The 18,356-nt window shown below is 44.0% G+C and carries 13 protein-coding genes; 9 read left to right on the forward strand and 4 right to left on the reverse strand.

Annotated features, from left to right (window positions below):
- Positions 1–12: 12 nt before the first annotated feature.
- A complete protein-coding gene (gene metH, locus J699_RS11045; protein WP_032867522.1) occupies positions 13–3,699 on the reverse strand; it encodes a methionine synthase in 3,687 nt (1,228 codons plus the stop codon).
- Positions 3,700–4,137: 438 nt separating this feature from the next.
- On the opposite strand from metH, the gene J699_RS11040 reads away from it, so the two are divergent.
- Complete coding sequence (locus J699_RS11040) at positions 4,138–5,766, forward strand: inorganic phosphate transporter (protein ID WP_032867520.1); 1,629 nt, start codon at positions 4,138–4,140, stop codon at positions 5,764–5,766.
- A 484-nt stretch (positions 5,767–6,250) separates the two neighbouring features.
- Here the strand turns inward: J699_RS11040 and J699_RS11035 are convergent, their stop codons facing one another.
- Both J699_RS11035 and radA read right to left on the reverse strand, forming a co-directional pair.
- Complete coding sequence (locus J699_RS11035) at positions 6,251–7,240, reverse strand: Tim44 domain-containing protein (protein WP_032867518.1); 990 nt, start codon at positions 7,238–7,240, stop codon at positions 6,251–6,253.
- A gap of 98 nt (positions 7,241–7,338) precedes the next feature.
- The gene (gene radA, locus J699_RS11030; protein ID WP_032867516.1) at positions 7,339–8,727 is read right to left on the reverse strand and encodes a DNA repair protein RadA; all 1,389 of its coding nucleotides are present in this window, start codon (positions 8,725–8,727) and stop codon (positions 7,339–7,341) included.
- Between the two features lie 361 nt (positions 8,728–9,088).
- On the opposite strand from radA, the gene J699_RS11025 reads away from it, so the two are divergent.
- From J699_RS11025 to J699_RS10995, 7 genes are all read left to right on the forward strand, one after another.
- Positions 9,089–10,597, forward strand: coding sequence for an alanine/glycine:cation symporter family protein (locus J699_RS11025; RefSeq protein ID WP_032882798.1), 1,509 nt, complete (start codon positions 9,089–9,091; stop codon positions 10,595–10,597).
- 283 nt (positions 10,598–10,880) lie between these two features.
- On the forward strand, positions 10,881–12,293 hold the full coding sequence (locus J699_RS11020) for an amino acid permease (RefSeq protein ID WP_032871928.1): 1,413 nt from the start codon (positions 10,881–10,883) through the stop codon (positions 12,291–12,293).
- A 143-nt stretch (positions 12,294–12,436) separates the two neighbouring features.
- Positions 12,437–12,673 (forward strand): LPS translocon maturation chaperone LptM, encoded by a 237-nt coding sequence (lptM, locus tag J699_RS11015; protein WP_005229357.1) that lies wholly within the window; start codon positions 12,437–12,439, stop codon positions 12,671–12,673.
- A gap of 22 nt (positions 12,674–12,695) precedes the next feature.
- A complete protein-coding gene (gene lysA / locus J699_RS11010) occupies positions 12,696–13,946 on the forward strand; it encodes a diaminopimelate decarboxylase (RefSeq protein WP_032867515.1) in 1,251 nt (416 codons plus the stop codon).
- Between the two features lie 6 nt (positions 13,947–13,952).
- On the forward strand, positions 13,953–14,807 hold the full coding sequence (dapF, locus tag J699_RS11005) for a diaminopimelate epimerase (RefSeq protein WP_032867514.1): 855 nt from the start codon (positions 13,953–13,955) through the stop codon (positions 14,805–14,807).
- A 77-nt stretch (positions 14,808–14,884) separates the two neighbouring features.
- On the forward strand, positions 14,885–15,808 hold the full coding sequence (locus tag J699_RS11000) for an ADP-ribosylglycohydrolase family protein (protein ID WP_032867513.1): 924 nt from the start codon (positions 14,885–14,887) through the stop codon (positions 15,806–15,808).
- Between the two features lie 4 nt (positions 15,809–15,812).
- Positions 15,813–16,421 (forward strand): alpha/beta fold hydrolase, encoded by a 609-nt coding sequence (locus tag J699_RS10995; protein WP_032868252.1) that lies wholly within the window; start codon positions 15,813–15,815, stop codon positions 16,419–16,421.
- Positions 16,422–16,465: 44 nt separating this feature from the next.
- Here J699_RS10995 and J699_RS10990 read toward each other — a convergent pair whose 3' ends face one another.
- Complete coding sequence (locus J699_RS10990) at positions 16,466–17,077, reverse strand: LysE family translocator (RefSeq protein ID WP_032867511.1); 612 nt, start codon at positions 17,075–17,077, stop codon at positions 16,466–16,468.
- A gap of 160 nt (positions 17,078–17,237) precedes the next feature.
- On the opposite strand from J699_RS10990, the gene xerA reads away from it, so the two are divergent.
- Positions 17,238–18,131, forward strand: a complete 894-nt coding sequence (gene xerA, locus J699_RS10985) for a site-specific tyrosine recombinase/integron integrase (protein WP_162137922.1) — start codon at positions 17,238–17,240, stop codon at positions 18,129–18,131.
- Positions 18,132–18,356: the final 225 nt, after the last annotated feature.

Consider the following 18,356-nt stretch of genomic DNA (forward strand, 5'->3'; position numbering starts at 1 on the left):
TTCTTTTAAAACTTACGCAATCGAATCATCTAAATTCGGTGCTAACCAACGCTTTGCTTCATCCAGTGTCCAGCCTTTACGTTTTGCATAATCCTCAAGCTGATCTTGAGAAATCTTGCCCACGTTAAAGTATTCACTTTCAGGATGCGAATAATAGAAACCACTGACCGAAGAAGGTGGCATCATCGCAAAGTGTTCAGTCAACTTGGTGCCGATCTTCGCTTCCGAACCTAACCAGTCAAATAACACCGCCTTTTCAGAATGCTCTGGGCAAGCAGGATAACCTGGTGCAGGGCGAATACCGACATACTTCTCTTTGATCAATTCTTCATTGCTCAAAGTCTCATCGGCTTTATAGCCCCAGAACTCTTTACGGATACGCTCATGCAAATGCTCGGCAAATGCTTCGGCAAAACGGTCAGCCAACGACTGAACCAAGATTGCTGAATAATCATCACCTTTGGCTTTATATTCATTGGCCAATTCTTCTGCACCAAAGATTGATACAGTAAAACCACCGAGATAATCGGTATGGTCTTTAGAGGTACTAATAAAGTCCGCGAGAGATAAATTCGGTTTACCTGTCACTTTGTCAGATTGCTGACGGATATGCTCAAAGGTATGGGTAACCTTTTGACCCGCTTCATCAAACACGCTGACCGTATCCGCACCGGTACGTTGTGCAGGGTATAGACCAAATACAGCACGGGCATCGAAACGATGATTCTCGATAATGTCTTTCAGCATCGCTTGCGCTTGGTTATACAAATCAGTAGCTGCTTCACCGACCACTTCATCTGTCAGGATTTTCGGGAATTTACCCGCCAAGCTCCAAGAGATAAAGAACGGCGTCCAGTCAAAATATTCAACCAGTGTTGCCAATGGATAGTTGGTAATGACTTGCGTACCTAAGGTATTTGGAATAGGTGGCACATAGTTATCATCCACCTTGAAACCATTTTCAATCGATTCGGCATAGCTGAGTTTGGCGGCTTTCGGTTGCTTGTTAGCTAGACGCTCACGAATCTTGGCATATTCAGCACGATGCTCGGCAATAAAGTTGCCACGCATTTCTTTCGACAGCAGGGTGGTTGCAACACCGACTGCACGTGAAGCATCGGCCACATAGATTACTGCATCATTTTGATACTGAGGATCAATCTTTACGGCGGTATGTGCTTTCGACGTGGTTGCACCACCAATCAATAAAGGAATGTTAAAGCCTTTACGTTGCATTTCTTTGGCAACAAACACCATTTCATCCAGAGATGGGGTGATCAAACCGGAAAGGCCGATGATGTCACATTTCTCATCAATTGCGGTTTGCAGGATTTTTTCTGCTGGTACCATCACGCCAAGGTCAACGATGTCATAACCGTTACAACCCAAGACCACACCCACGATATTTTTACCAATATCGTGTACGTCACCTTTTACCGTCGCCATCAACACCTTACCTTTAGACTGGCTACCGGTTTTTTCAGCTTCAATGTACGGGTTGAGCCAAGCGACAGCTTGTTTCATCACACGTGCAGATTTCACCACTTGTGGCAGGAACATTTTACCTGAACCGAACAGATCACCGACCACGTTCATACCATCCATCAAGGCGCCTTCAATCACATCGAGTGGACGTTTGGCTTTTAAACGCGCTTCTTCGGTATCTTCATCAATATACGTGGTGATGCCTTTAACCAGTGCGTACTCCAGACGTTTTTCAACCGACTCGTTACGCCATTCCAGGTTTTCAGCTTCGCGTTGCGCGCCACTATGACCGCGGTATTTTTCAGCCACTTCAAGCAGTTTCTCTGTGGCGTTTTGACCCGATTCACCTTGGTTCTGGTTTAGAACGACATCTTCAACAGCTTCTTTCAGTTCTTTTGGAATATCGTCGTAAATCGCCATTTGACCTGCGTTCACAATACCCATGGTCATGCCTTGCTTGATGGCATGGTACAGGAATACCGAGTGAATCGCTTCACGGACAGGCTCATTACCACGGAAGGAGAAGGAAACGTTCGATACACCACCTGAAATCATGGCATGTGGCAAGTTCTGTTTAATCCAGCCCGTAGCCTCAATAAAGTCAACGCCGTAGTTGTTGTGTTCTTCGATCCCGGTTGCGACTGCAAACACGTTCGGGTCAAAAATAATATCTTCGGCAGGGAAGCCGACATCATTGACTAACACATCATAAGAGCGTTTACAGATTTCACGTTTACGTGCCGCGGTATCAGCCTGACCGGCTTCATCAAAAGCCATCACAATAATGGCAGCGCCATATTGACGGCACAGGCGTGCTTTTTCGACAAACTCGTCATAACCCTCTTTTAGGGAAATCGAGTTCACCACAGGTTTACCTTGTACGCACTTCAAGCCCGCTTCAATGATTTCCCATTTTGATGAGTCAATCATGATCGGCACGCGAGAGATATCCGGTTCAGACGCCACCAGATTGAGGAAATGTACCATCGCGGTTTGCGAATCGAGCATCCCTTCATCCATGTTGATATCGATGATCTGTGCACCGGCTTCAACCTGTTGCTGAGCCACTTCTAAAGCTTCGGCAAAGTTTTCTTCACGAATCAGGCGCAGGAATTTTTTTGAACCGGTGACGTTGGTACGTTCACCAACGTTGACGAACAAAGAGTTTTCATCAATGTTAAATGGCTCTAAACCACTTAAACGGCAAGCCGGAATGGTTTTCGGCACTTGGCGTGGCTGAATATCTTTGACCGCATTGTAAATAGCACGAATGTGGTCGGGTGTAGTACCACAGCAACCACCGGTAATATTGATCAAACCGCTTTCAGCAAATTCCTTAATGAATGCTGCGGTTTGTTCCGGAGTTTCATCATATTCACCGAAGGCATTGGGCAAGCCAGCATTCGGATGGGCAGAAATAAAGGTATCTGCAACATCAGCAATGGTTTTGATGTGTGGACGCATTGCGTCTGCACCCAATGCACAGTTAAAACCGATCGAGAGTAAATCACCGTGACGCACCGAGTTCCAGAATGCTTCTGCAGTCTGGCCGGTTAAGGTACGCCCTGAGGCATCGGTAATAGTCCCTGAAATCATCAATGGCAGTTCATGACCGATTTGCTTGAAGACCTCTTTTACTGCAAAGATCGCGGCTTTACAGTTTAAGGTATCGAACACGGTTTCAATCAGCAGGATGTCTGCTCCACCTTCGATCAGCGCATGAGCAGCTTCAATATAGTTTTCTTTTAGTTCGTCAAAGGTAATGTTACGAAAGGCCGGATCATTAACATTGGGTGAAATCGAACAGGTACGTGATGTCGGACCAAGCACACCGGCAACAAAACGCGGTTTATCTGGAGTCGAATATTTGTCACAGGCTGCACGTGCCAAACGTGCTGCTTCACGGTTGATCTCAGGAACCAGATCTTCCATGTGATAATCCGACATGGAAACACGTGTGCCGTTAAAGCTATTGGTTTCAATAATGTCCGCGCCAGCATCCAGGTAGGCTTCATGAATGCCCTGAATAATCTGTGGTTGTGTCAGAACTAATAAATCATTATTGCCTTTCAGGTCTGATGCCCAGTCTGCAAAGCGTTCACCACGATAATCTGCTTCTTCTAGTTTATGGCGTTGAATCATGGTTCCCATTGCACCATCAATAATCAGGATGCGTTGGGCAAGAAGTGATTGTAGGGTGGTAAGCGTGGACATTCAGAAACCCCGGTCGATGATGAAGATAAAAAGCAGGGGCATTGTAACAGAAGCTAGGTCAAAGCGTGTATTTTCAACAACTCAGAACAGTGATTCATCGGGTCATTTCGAAAATGTCATAAAATGTTCATTCAATTGTCATAATCGAACGGAATAATGCTTAAAAAGCCAACAAATTAATCAGAATGTGACAAAAATATGTCATCTTTCGTAGCATTTGTTGCAAAATCAGACAAACAGTTTGGTTGGATATTACATGTTTGTAAGGTATTGTTTTTATTTTATTAAATTTTAAAACAGGACAAAATTATCGTAAAAAAAACCTAAAAAACGCTATAAAAATATGAAATTTTGGCTTTATATGACAGTCCTTTGTCATATAATTGTCATAATTTAATTAAACAATACAGAGGATTTTATTATCCTCTCACCGTCTACATGAATTCTAATCTTCCTCCTGTTTCGGATTCACCGCTTGCCAGTTCTCAGGCAAAATCGACGAATGTACATGTACCTACACCGAAATTTTTTATGCCGGTGTTTTTGACAATTATTGTTGCAACACTGGTTTATATCGGTTTTCAGTTAAGTGCTGATCTGGCACATGTACCGCCGTTAAGCTTATATTCAGTTATTCTTTTATCGACGGCACTTTTCATCGCTTTAGGCTTTGAATTTGTAAATGGTTTTCACGATACGGCAAATGCTGTAGCGACGGTTATTTATACCAATGCTTTGCCTGCACCAGCAGCAGTCATGTGGGCTGGCTTCTGTAATTTCCTTGGGGTTATGGTGGCGAGTGGTGCGGTTGCATACGGTATTATTGCATTACTTCCTGTAGAAATGATCATGAATGTCGGCAGTGGTGCTGGCTTTGCGATGGTTTTTGCATTGTTAATCGCGGCGATTCTGTGGAATCTGGGCACATGGTTCTTGGGAATTCCTGCATCAAGTTCACATACTTTAATCGGTTCGATTTTAGGTGTGGGCATCATGAATCATATCTTGAATGCGTCTGCTGGGGCGACCAGTAGCGGCATTGATATTGATCAGGTAATTAAGGTGGGTAAGGCGTTATTATTCTCGCCATTGATCGGTTTTGCCTTTGCAGCCGTTCTATTCTTACTGGTGAAAAAAGTCTTTAAACGTCAAATGGAGCTGTTTCAGCCACCAGAAGGCAATAAGCCACCACCACCACTAATTCGTGCAATCCTGATTTTTACCTGTACAGGCGTAAGTTTTGCGCATGGTTCAAACGACGGTCAAAAGGGCATGGGTTTAATCATGTTGATCCTGATCGGCTTGGTACCATTGGCTTACTCATTGAACAAAAATCTGGATGCACAACATTTACAGTCTTTTGAGCAACTTTCTGCTCAGACTGCAGTCGTTTTGAATGTGAATCAAATCGAGCTGACTGATGAAAAAGCACGTGATGTATTAACCAAATATATCCAGACCAAAGAACAAACCGCTGAAGTTGTTCCTGCACTTGCAAGCATGACTTCTCATATCGGTACACGTGTTGCAGGCTATGGTGATCTTAAATTGATTCCAGAAGCGGCAGTGAGTGAAATCCGTAATGACATGTATTTGAGCACCACGACTTTCAAACGTTTAGACAAAGCTGAAGCTTTACCAGCAATGGATGAAAGTCAGGCCAAAGTGGTTAAAGAATATCGTAATAGCCTGGATTCATTCCTGCAGTACATTCCAAACTGGGTTAAAGTTGCAGTAGCACTGGCACTGGGTCTGGGTACGATGGTGGGCTGGAAACGTATTGTAGTGACTGTGGGTGAACGTATCGGTAAGAACCATATGACCTATGGTCAGGGCATGTCTGCTGAACTTGTGGCAATGAGTACCATTGCTGCGGCTGATGGTTTAGGTATGCCGGTATCAACTACTCATGTATTAAACAGTGCGGTTGCGGGGACCATGGTTGCGAATAAATCCGGTTTAAACTTCAATACTGTGAAAACCATTCTTTCTGCATGGGTGTTCACTTTACCGGCAACGATTGCATTGTCTGGTGGTCTGTACTGGTTGTTCTTACAGTTTGTCTAATGATGCTAAGTCATTAGATTTGAATAAAATTTAAAGGCTTTGCTACGGCAAGGCCTTTTTTTATGGGTGTTGTTTGATGATATAGACAAACATGTGCTTCTGAAGGCTCTATCAAAGCCTACAAGGCGATTTAACCTGAGCAGCACAAAGGGATAGTGATCTGGTGAAATGGCGTAGGAGCGGCTTTAGGTGGGGATGTTTCAGGTAAAAATTCACTAACGTCTAGGTTTCGACGGCTATTCTTGAAAATGGCCCCAACAAAAGCGTTTTATTCCCCAAAAGAGGAATATTTTTTAAAGCATTTATCCGTTAGTATCAATAGACAGATCGTGCCAGGTTGTGCTGACCTATCTCAATAAGAACGATAATTTTGTTGTTTTACACTCCGCCATTCTCTAGGGAATGGCTTTTTTTGTTCCTGTTAAAATAAGCGCCATAAAAAAAAGAGCTATCGAAATAGCTCTTTTTTTAATACTCAAGACAATTAAGCTTGTTGAATTCCTGCAACCACCCAGTCTTGTTGTGAACCGGCAGGTTTTACAAAATGCCAGATCTCAGTAAAAGGTTGTGGCAAGCTGTTCAAATCTTCACTTACTGTGCCGGTAAAGCGTACGCTCACCACATATTGACCATTTTCAGTCGTACTTTCGACCACCATCGCATTCAGATTGCTAAACTCGGCAACATCCTGATCCTGATTGGCCATGATATCGCTGTGCATTGAACTATAAAGCTCAGGGGTTAAATAACGACGGATTTCCTCAATATTGCTGGCGCTGTTAACCGATTGAATATGATTAAAACGCTGACGGGCAATACGTAAGAAGGCAGCAGGTTCAGTGCCATCTGGTAATTGATTGCCACTGCTCATAGACGCACCACCAAATGGCGCTTGAGGCGCAGCGCTACCACCAGCGACAGACTGACCAAAGATATTGGTATTATCCGCTGATTGACGTGGTGCTGCTTGAGGTGGAACCTGACGGCCAAAGTTGTTTTGACCGCCATTGTTAGGTGCGTAAGGGTTATTGCTGGCTAATTTTTTTTTTGCGCCCAATTTGCGGAACACAAAGAAGGCGATGGCAGCAGCAAGAAGGACCCAGATCCAGCCAGGAATTCCACCTTTTTCTTCCTGTTGCTGTTGTGCTTGCTGAGCAGCTTGTTCTTGCTCGGTTGTAGTCGGGTTATGTTGTTTTTCATCCGCCAATGCATTGGCAGCTACAGCACCAACCGCTGCGCCTGCGACACCCGCAGCAACCATAGAGCCCACACCTGGACCTGATCGTTGAGGCGCAGTTTGTTGTTGAGGCGCTGGCGCTGCTTGACGTGACGGCTGGTAAGATTGGCTAGATGAACTAGATCTGCTCATGCCATGGCTTTTACCGCCACCTACACGTTTTGCTTCCGCAAGCGGTGCAGCGACCAAAGTTGCCATCAAAAGAGCTGCCATCAAGCCACGCTGGTGTACTTGCATCGAAATTTCCTATTTAAATTCAATTTGTAAATGTATTTATGAAGGTATTTACATCGAATTTCAACTAGAAAAGTATGTTTTTTTATGTCAGACGCGGGTTATAGCTCATCACTGAGCTGCATGGCTTCGGTTAAGGCTTCATGCAAACGTGCCACAGCAATGATTTGGACCCCATCAACCGATTTTTGTGGGGCATTGCCTCGCGGTAAAATTACATACTTAAAGCCATGTTTGGCCGCTTCTTTTAAACGTTCCTGACCATTCGGTACAGGGCGAATCTCGCCGGATAAACCTACCTCGCCAAAAACAGCCAGTTGTTGTGGTAAGGCTTTGCCTCTTAGGCTGGACGCACAGGCCAGTAATACCGCCAGATCAGAACCAGTCTCGGTAATTTTTAAACCGCCCACCACATTGACATAAACGTCTTGTCCTGAGGTTTGCACACCTCCATGGCGGTGCATCACCGCCAAGAGCATGTTTAAACGGTTTTGTTCCAAACCGAGTGCCACGCGACGTGGCTGCCCATGCGCATCATCCACCAGTGCCTGAACTTCGACCAGAAGTGGGCGAGTGCCTTCACGGCTAATCATCACGATTGAACCCGGAATGGCTTCATCATAACGACTCAGGAAAATTGCGGAAGGATTGGCAACTTCACGTAGACCTTTATCGGTCATGCCGAATACGCCCAGTTCATTGACTGCACCAAAACGGTTCTTGACCGCACGGATCATACGGTAACGTGAGTCGGACTGGCCTTCGAAATACAGCACACAATCGACCATATGTTCTAAAACACGTGGACCTGCCAGCGCGCCTTCTTTGGTCACGTGACCCACAAGGAATAAAGCCGTGCCGCTATTTTTGGCAAAACGGGTTAATAAAGCTGCAGATTCACGAATTTGCGATACGCCGCCTGGCGCTGACTGTAAGGTTTCGGTATACAGCGTCTGAATCGAATCCAGAATTGCAACAGCAGGGCGTTCTTGAGCCAGTACTTCACAAATCCGTTCGACACAGGTTTCAGCCATGACTTTCAGCGAATCGGTCGGCAGATCGAGGCGCTGGGCACGCAAGGCAACCTGTGATAGGGATTCCTCACCAGTGACATACAGCGCAGAGCTTTTCTTACTGGCCATATGCGTTGCGGTTTGCAGCAGGATGGTTGACTTACCAATCCCCGGGTCACCGCCAATCAAGACCACTGAACCCGTCACCAGTCCGCCACCCAAGACCCGGTCAAACTCGCTAATCCCGGTTTGGAGACGGGTTTCCTGTGAAACCGAGATCTGGTTAAGTGTAGTCAGATTCGCCACTTGCCCGGCATAACCTCCGCCCATCTTAGGCTGGCCACGATGTGTCACCACCGGTTCAACACGGACTTCGAGCAGGCTATTCCATTCACCACACTCTGAACATTGACCTGCCCATTTCGGATGATCTGCACCACATTGTTCACATCTGTAAACGGATTTAATTTTTGCCATAAGATAAAATTGAAAACTTTCTTAAAATTAGATAAAAAAGAATCAGGACGAAAAATTTCTAAACATGTCCATCGTTGTTTAAGGAATAACAAAACGAAGACGGCATGATTTCGTCGCAGATTGGTTAAAGGGAAGTGCTCAGAAAAATAACATGATATACGACTTTTACAAGTTATAGACCGTGTGTTTTTAGCAATCGCTTTTTTTGTTCAATTCACTTTTTCCATGGATGGTGTTGGTGTATTTGCTTATTTGTTGTCAGGAGATTTTGATCGAATGGCATAGATATTGCTCATGCTCAGACGAATGAAAAATTCAACAGTGACTATCTTTTCAAAATATATAATAAAGGTTGATGTCTATGAGTGCAGCAGAGATTGTAAATTGGGTAAATGGAATTATCTGGAGTCCAGCGCTAATCTATTTATGCCTCGGTGCTGGTTTATTTTTTTCTATTTTAACTCGGTTTGTACAGGTTCGTCAGATCAAGGAAATGGCGAAACTGTTAATTAATGGTTCCTCCTCCGCACAGGGAATTTCTTCATTTCAGGCCTTGTCGGTCTCCTTATCGGGACGGGTCGGGGTCGGTAATATCGCCGGTGTGGCAGCAGCGATTGGCTTCGGTGGCCCAGGCGCGGTGTTCTGGATGTGGCTGGGGGCATTTCTCGGCGCCAGTACTGCCTATGTCGAGTCCACCCTCGGTCAAATTTATAAGGTTGAATATCAGGGGCAATATCGTGGTGGTCCTGCTTTTTACTTTGACCGGGGTTTAGGCCAGCGTTGGTTAGGGATTCTGTTTGCGATTGCTGCCATTGTTTCTTGTGGTCTGTTTTTGCCGGGAATTCAGGCCAATGCCGTCGGGAACGCCTTTACCCAGATTACCGGCCAGGGTGCCATTGTCTTTGGCGATATCGGTGTGTTCAAATTGCTGGCGCTGATTGTGGTGGTGTCTTTACTGTCGATTATTATTTTTGGCGGCATTAAACGGATTGCGCGCTTTGCAGAGCTGGTGGTACCTTTTATGGCACTGGGTTATATCCTGATGGCGGTAATTATTGTAGTCATGAACATTCAGGAATTGCCTGGGGTAATCAAGCTCATTTTTACAGATGCTTTTTCACCGATGGCCGGGATCGGTGCTGCAATTGGTTGGGGAGTAAAACGTGGTGTTTATTCCAATGAAGCGGGGCAAGGCACAGGGCCACATGCTGCTGCAGCTGCAGAAGTGCAACATCCGGCACAGCAAGGCTTTGTACAGGCTTTCTCGATTTATGTAGATACCCTGTTTGTATGTTCAGCAACAGCCTTTATGATCCTGATTACAGGTATGTATAACGTACAAGGCACTTTAGAAGCCGGGCAGTTTATTGTGCAGCATGTTTCGCCGGCAACCGAAATCGGTTCACCTGCATTTACCCAAATGGCAGTCAGCACAGTTTTTGGAGGTTTTGGTCAGATTTTTGTAGCGCTGGCTGTATTCTTCTTCGCCTTTACGACCATTGTCGCTTATTACTATATTGCAGAAACCAATATTACCTATCTGAGCTATATCACCAAAACACCTTCACTGCTCTTTATTACCAAGTGTTTTATTATTCTTTCAGTTGCCTACGGCATTATCAGTGCAACCGGTTATATCTGGGGTATCGGTGATATTGGGGTAGGCCTCATGGCCTGGATCAATATTATTGGTATTATCGTGACCTATTTTGTGTGGAAACCGACCATCAAAGCCTTGAAGGATTACGAAGAGCAACAGAAAGCAGGGGTTAAGGAGTTCGTTTTTGATCCGGTAAAACTCGGCATCCGTAATGCAACCTTCTGGGAAGAGCGTCTTAAACGTAAACAGCAGTCAAGATCTGATGATTAAGTTATAAATTCATTTTTGCATAGCTAAGAAGTGGCCTTTATTGCCACTTCTTTTTTTTATTGCTTCTTCAGGGTGACCAAGTTGCCCGCACAAGTTCATTGTATTGTTTTGGCCTTGTGCGTATGATCGAATTCAATTGTATTTTGACAAATACAGGTACAACATTACTTAGCTAAAACAAGCCCAAGCATGGATAGCGAAAAAAGATACTGAAAAGGGTATGTATCGTTATAAACAGCTGGTTTTAGCTAAGGGATTAAAAACACTGGAGAGTTTTTGTAAAATGTCGAATCAAAATCTGAGTGAGGCTGCTGAGCAAAGCGGACTTCACCGTAGTCTATCTAATCGACATCTACAGTTGATTGCGATTGGCGGTGCAATCGGAACAGGATTGTTCATGGGGTCTGGTAAAACCATCAGTTTGGCTGGGCCATCTATCCTGTTTATTTATATGACCATTGGTTTGATGGTGTTCTTCGTAATGCGTGCATTAGGGGAACTGTTACTGTCTAACCTGAACTACAAATCTTTTATCGATTTATCGACCGATCTGATCGGCCCTTGGGCAGGTTATTTTGTTGGCTGGACCTACTGGCTCTGTTGGGTCACCATCGGTATCGCTGATTTATCGGCCATTATTTACTATCTGGAGTTCTTTAATGGCGGAGAGTCGTTTACCCCATTAGGCGGATTGCTGATTAGTACGGTCGCGATCATGTTTGTACTGGGCCTGAATCTGGTCACCGTTAAATTATTCGGTGAAATGGAGTTCTGGTTTGCAATGGTGAAGATTACTGCAATTATTGTGTTGATTGCGGTGGGCCTATGGATGATCTTTACCGGCTTTACCAATGCTTCAGGAACAGTCGCAAGTGTTTCAAATCTCTGGACCCATGGCGGCATGTTCCCGAAAGGTCTGGAAGGGTTTTTAGCGGGCTTCCAGATTGCAATTTTCGCCTTTGTCGGGGTGGAACTGGTCGGTACCACGGCTGCTGAAACGCAAGATCCAAAACGTAACCTACCGAAAGCGATTAACTCGATTCCGATCCGTATCATTATTTTCTATGTATTGGCCTTGTTTGTGGTGATGTGTGTGACGCCTTGGGATCAGATCAATCCTAAAGTCAGCCCATTCGTTAACATCTTCTCACAAGCTGGTATTGCCTCGGCTGCGATTATCATGAATCTGGTGGTATTGTCTTCGGTGATGTCATCCATGAACAGTGGTGTTTTCTCGACCAGTCGTATGTTGTTTGGTCTATCGACAGATCAACAAGCGCCTAAACTGTTTGGAAAACTGTCTAAATCGGCTGTTCCATCAAAAGCATTGATCTTCTCGTCAATCTGTATCTTTATCGGTGCATTTGTGCAGTTTGTTTATAAGTTGCAGACCGGTACCAATGATGAAGTAACAGCATTTACGCTCGCAACAACGCTCTCAACCATTCTGTTCATCTGCGTATGGATCATTATCATGTGGAGTTATATTAACTACCGCAGAAACCGTCCAGAGTTGCATGCGCAATCAAGCTTTAAACTTCCAGGTGGAGTGTTCACTTGCTGGGTCGTGATTTTATTCTTCCTTGCAACGATTTACTTCCTTGCACTGGATGAAACCACATTAGAATCGCTCAAAGTCAGCCCGATCTGGTTTGTCATTCTGGCGATTGGTTATTTCTTTTATAGAAAAAAATAAGCAGTAACCATGTTGATTGCTAAAAACGCCGACCTCGAGGTCGGCGTTTTTTTATGGTTATTGCCTGATTCATTCAAGTTTAGACTTTAGCCAATCCAATGATCACGCTATACTGCTCCGAATTGTAAAAGTTAGGTGCTCAGATGCTTAAAGTCATTTGTTCGATCAGTTTATTATTAAGCAGTATTGTTTTAACTGCCTGTGGCCAGACGGGTGAATTGCATTTGCCATCTGATCCAAACCAAGACAAACGCGCAAAATATCTGCTTTATAAAAATGAAGCAACTCAGGCTAAAACCTCATCTGATGTAAACACTGATGAAGTAGAACAGGACAGCCAGGCAACATCATTGCCGCAATCACAGACCATCTCACCTTAAGTTTGTAAATAAGGACATCTTCATGAGTTTCACTCGCATTAATGGAGTATTGCACGCTGAGCAATGTTCACTGGATCAGCTCGCACAGCAATATGGCACACCTTTATATGTGTATTCAAAAGCCGCTTTTGAAAAGCATTATTTGGATATGCATCGTGCTTTTGATTTTATGGATCATCAAATCTGTTTTGCAGTGAAGTCAAACTCAAATCTGGCTGTTCTTCGTGTATTGGCAAAAGTGGGTGCGGGTTTTGACATCGTAACAGGTGGCGAATTGGCACGGGTACTGGCAGCAGGTGGTGAACCTTCAAAAATTGTTTTCTCGGGTTTGGGTAAATCTGAAGCCGATATCGAAAAGGCTTTAAATGTTGGGATTGCCTGCTTCAATGTGGAGTCGCATGCCGAACTGGACCGCATTCAGAAAGTCGCAGCAAAACTTGGCAAAAAAGCTCCGGTTTCGTTACGTGTAAATCCTGATGTAGATGCCAATACGCATCCTTATATCTCAACCGGTTTGAAAGAAAACAAGTTTGGCATTCCAAGCGATACGGTGAATGAAACCTATCAATATGCAGCGTCATTGCCGAATCTAGAGATTGTCGGAATCGATTGCCATATCGGTTCGCAGTTGACGGAAACGCAACCCTTTGTCGATGCACTGGATCGTGTCATTTTAATGATCGAGCAGTTGAAAAGTCTGGGGATCAACCTCAAACATATTGATATTGGCGGTGGTTTGGGTGTGCGTTATAAAGATGAAACGCCGCCAAGTGTTGAAGAATATGCCAATGCCATGCGTCCAGCTTTAGAAAAGCTGGGCCTCAAAGTCTATATGGAGCCGGGGCGTAGTATTTCTGCCAATGCGGGCGCATTATTAACCAAAGTGGATTTACTCAAACCAACCAGCCACCGTAATTTTGCCATTATTGATGCGGCCATGAATGACTTGATTCGCCCAGCTTTATATGAAGCTTGGATGGATATTCAATCGGTGAATCCGAGTGCTGATGTTGAAGTGAAAACATGGGATTTGGTCGGTGCGATCTGTGAAACTGGCGATTTCCTCGGTAAAGAGCGCGACTTGGCGCTTCAGGAAAATGATGTACTGGCGGTGCTGGGTGCAGGTGCATACGGTTTTGTGATGAGCTCTAATTACAATACCCGTGGCCGAGCTGCCGAAGTGATGGTCAGTGGTGATCAAGCCTATTTAATTCGTGAGCGTGAAACCATAGAATCACTTTGGGAAAAAGAACGTTTATTGCCTGAGGAATAAGTTGAGATGTATTTAGAATTTACCAAAATGCATGGTTTGGGCAATGATTTTATGGTCGTTGACCTGGTGACCCAGCGTGCTTATTTAGATACAGTCACGATTCAGCGTTTGGCAGATCGTCATTTTGGGGTGGGTTTTGATCAGCTATTGATTGTTGAGCCACCTGATTTACCGGACGTTGATTTTAAATATCGAATTTTCAATGCCGATGGTTCTGAAGTGGAACAATGCGGTAATGGGGTGCGTTGTTTTGCCCGTTTTGTCCATGAGCGTCAACTGACCACCAAAACCAAAATCCGTGTGCAAACCAAAGCAGGGATTGTTGAACCTGAATTGGGTGCTAACGGTTGGGTGCGTGTCAATATGGGGCAACCGAAGTTTCTTCCAGAAGAGATTCCGTTTGTGACGCAAGCGCATGAAGATACTGAAGGCTTATATACACTGGCATTGGCAGACAATCAAAGCATTAATATTGATGTGGTGAACATGGGGAATCCGCATGCAGTAACCATTGTTCCAGATGTACTGACTGCAGATGTGGAGCGTATCGGTCCGCAAGTGGAATCACATGCGCGTTTCCCTGCACGTGTTAATGCGGGGTTTATGCAAATTCTGGATGAAAAGCATATCCGTTTACGTGTGTATGAGCGTGGCGTTGGCGAGACGTTGGCCTGTGGTACAGGGGCTTGCGCTGCCGCAGTCAGTGGTATGCGCCGTGGTTTACTTGCCAATGAAGTTGAAGTTCAGCTTGCGGGCGGTAAATTACACATTGCTTGGCGTGAAGGGGATGTGGTGTGGATGACAGGTCCAACCACGCATGTCTATGATGCCCGTCTGGATTTAAGATATTTTCAGGGCTAAATTAGACTGATTATAGGTAAAAAGTCTGAGCTTGGACTTTTTACCTTTTATTTTTACAATAATAAAATGAGAGAAAAATGAAAAATAAGATTCGTGGTGCTATTTATGGTTTATTAATCGGTGATGCGGTTGGTGTGCCTTATGAATTTAACCTACCTGAACAACTTCCACATTTTGTTGATATCGATATGATTCCGCCTAAAAATTTTAGTCGAACCTATCCGGATATTCCAGTGGGGACATGGTCAGATGATGGTGCACAAGCTTTGTGTTTACTGGCATCTTTACTTCATTGTCAAAAGTTAGACCCAATTGATTTAATGAATCGTATCGCGAATTGGTATCAGTTTGGATATATGGCTCCTGATTATCATGTATTTGATGTAGGCGTGCAGACGGCCACAGCCATTCGGCAATATTTACAAGGCACGCCAATTATGCAAGTCGCGATTGATGATGAACATGCCAACGGCAATGGGGCATTGATGAGGGTTTTACCATTAGCGTTGTGGCATCAAGGGGCGGACGAGGCATTAATTTTAGCTGCCTATTTACAATCTCATATTACCCATGCGCATCTACGCTCAAAAGTATGTTGTGCTTTATATTGTTTATGGGCGAGATATATTTTAAAAGGGATGACGATTAATACGGCGTGGTCACATGCTGTGACTATCTTAAGAGGATATTGTGGAAATCGGCCAGATGAATTGGAACAATTAGAATTTTTTATCCGCCCTGATGATTTGGAGAAGGGAACGGGAAGTGGTTATGTGGTAGATTGCCTAAAATCAGCTTATTTAGCCTTACAAGAGTCAAGCTACCAAGCTGTGATAAAAAAAGCAATTTCTTTGGGGCGTGATACAGATACAACAGCATGTGTGGCTGGTGGATTGGCAGGACTTGCTTTTGGAGATGAGAATATTCCTCCTGTATGGTTACAGCAGTTAAGAGCGAAGGAAATGGTTGAGCCTTTGCTTACACAATTGATAGATGGCTGATGAGATGAACTTAGTCTTTCTTGCGGGCGCATCAGGCGATATACAATTTTGGAATCCTCTGATTGCACAGCTTCCTAATCATTATACAACGCAAGTGATTACGTATCCCGGTTTTCATGGAATGGCAACAGATCCTGATATTCACAGTTTTAATGATCTGAGCAATTATGTGATTGCACAGATTCAGCAACCTTCTATTCTTATTGCTCAATCCATGGGTGGAATCTTTGCTATAGCTGCGGTATTACAAAAAACAGAATTGGTTAAAGGTTTGATATTGATCGCAACTTCGGGTGGAATTAATTTAGACCGCTTTGAAGTTCAAGACTGGCGTCAGTTTTATCGACAGGAATATGTCGAATATCCTGATTGGTTTGTAACAACGAAAGTCGATTATGAGCAATCTTTATCAGATATTAAGGTGGACACTTTATTGATCTGGGGTGATCAAGATCCGATTAGTCCGATTGAGGTAGGTGAATATTTAAATCAGATTTTGCAAAAATCCAAACTCTATATTGTTGAAGGCGGTGATCATCAACTTGCAGAGAAATATGCTGAACAAGTTGCCATACAGATAAACGATTATTTAAAAAATTTAGAGCGTGATTGAAATTGGTATTGAGCGTGCTGTGATCAGCACGCTTTTTTTATGCTTTATCGTTTGCTCAAAGCCAGCTTGAGTGCAAATAGGATAAACACACTACCTGTGATCCGATCCATATATTGAATAAATTTGGGTTGTTTTAAATAGGCTGAAATGGACTGCATTGCAACAATCAGGAATATCGACCAAAACAACCCAATCATCACATGAATCATCACTAATCCCATGGTCCAGATGATTGGAGAAGAGGACTGGGGAATAAACTGCGGTAAAAAGGAAATATAAAAAATACCGACTTTAGGATTAAGCAAATTGCCCCAAAAACCTTTGATAAACCAGTTTTGCGCCGTCGTAGAATCATTCAGACCAGCGAGTTGGCTACGAGGTTTTAAGATCAGATTGAGTCCTAACCAGGCTAGATAAATGGCGCCCATCCATTTTAAAAGATTAAAGGCCAGATCTGAGGTCATCAATAAGGCGCCCAATCCACAGGCCACAATAACTCCCCACACGATACAACCCAGATTAATCCCCAAGGCCGCTTGAAATGCTTTGGCCTTACCTTCAAGCGTTGCGGTACGGATAATTAGCGTGGTATCAAGCCCGGGGGTAATGGTCAGCAGTGTAATTGCGATCAGATAGGGAATAAGCATTGTTGTCATGATGAGGACACCACTTAAAACTTGAAAAATGATTGTAGTACAGTGCACTACATTGTTCGAGTAGGTTTAGCAGGAATCGAGGGAAAAATTTGCTAGACTGTCGCTAGGTCTTGTTTTCAGCATGGAGCGTCATTTGGAAACCCCTGCAAAACTTCTATCCATGTGGTTAAAAGAACGGATGATTCAAAATCAGTCGGAACATACCATTGCGGCCTATCAACGCGACTTGACTGATTTCTTCCGGTTTTGTGAACAAAAGCAATTACAACTCCAGGATATTGAAGCTTCAGACCTGAGAGAATATCTGGCTGCCCGGGTTGAGCGGGATCAATTGAGTTCCAGCACGCTACAGCGACATTTGACTTCTATTCGCCAATTTATGAAGTGGGCAGAGCAAGGGCAATATCTGGAGCAGAATCCATCTGAAGATTTTAAATTAAAGCGCCAGCCACGTCCTTTACCGGGCATGATTGATATTGAGACGGTTCATCAAATTCTAGATCAGGCTGCCCCCGAAAAACCTGTTGAGCAGCAATTATGGCTACGCGATAAAGCCATGCTGGAACTGCTATATTCCAGTGGTTTGCGTCTGGCAGAATTGCAAGGCTTAAGCATTAAGGATATTGATTTCAATCGGCAGTTATTACGTATCACTGGTAAAGGCAATAAAACCCGCATAGTCCCATTTGGAAGCAAAGCCAAAGACAGTCTGGTGGAATGGCTAAAAATCTATCGGATCTGGCAAGGCGGCTTTCATGCGGATTCTGCGGTTTTTATCTCGCAACGCGGCAATGCCTTAACGCCTCGACAAATTGAAAATCGGGTCAAGTTGCAAGCGCAACGAGCAGGTGTCAATGTCGACCTGCATCCGCATTTATTACGGCATTGTTTTGCCAGTCATATGCTTTCTGCTAGTGGCGATTTACGTTCCGTGCAGGAAATGTTGGGACATAGCAACCTTTCCACCACTCAGATCTATACCCATGTCGACTTTGATCAGTTGGCAAAAGTCTATGATCAAACCCATCCACGGGCGCAAAAGGCGAGTTCCTGATATATTATGTTGCAAATTTGAACGATTAATCGTCGTCTACTTTTCCAGTTTATTCCGTACATTTGTTGAATTGATGTTATTACTTAATTGCCACGTTTTTGTAAAAGCGAAAAGGCAACCAAATTTGCAGGAAACGATCCGTTACAGATCGTTGCAATCCTGATGAAAAATGCTGGTTTAGATCGTTGAATTTTATAAAATATTAAAAAAATCAAAGTTTAATAT

Source organism: Acinetobacter sp. 1000160 (assembly GCF_000588715.1).
In the GTDB taxonomy this organism is placed as follows: Bacteria; Pseudomonadota; Gammaproteobacteria; order Pseudomonadales; family Moraxellaceae; genus Acinetobacter; species Acinetobacter courvalinii.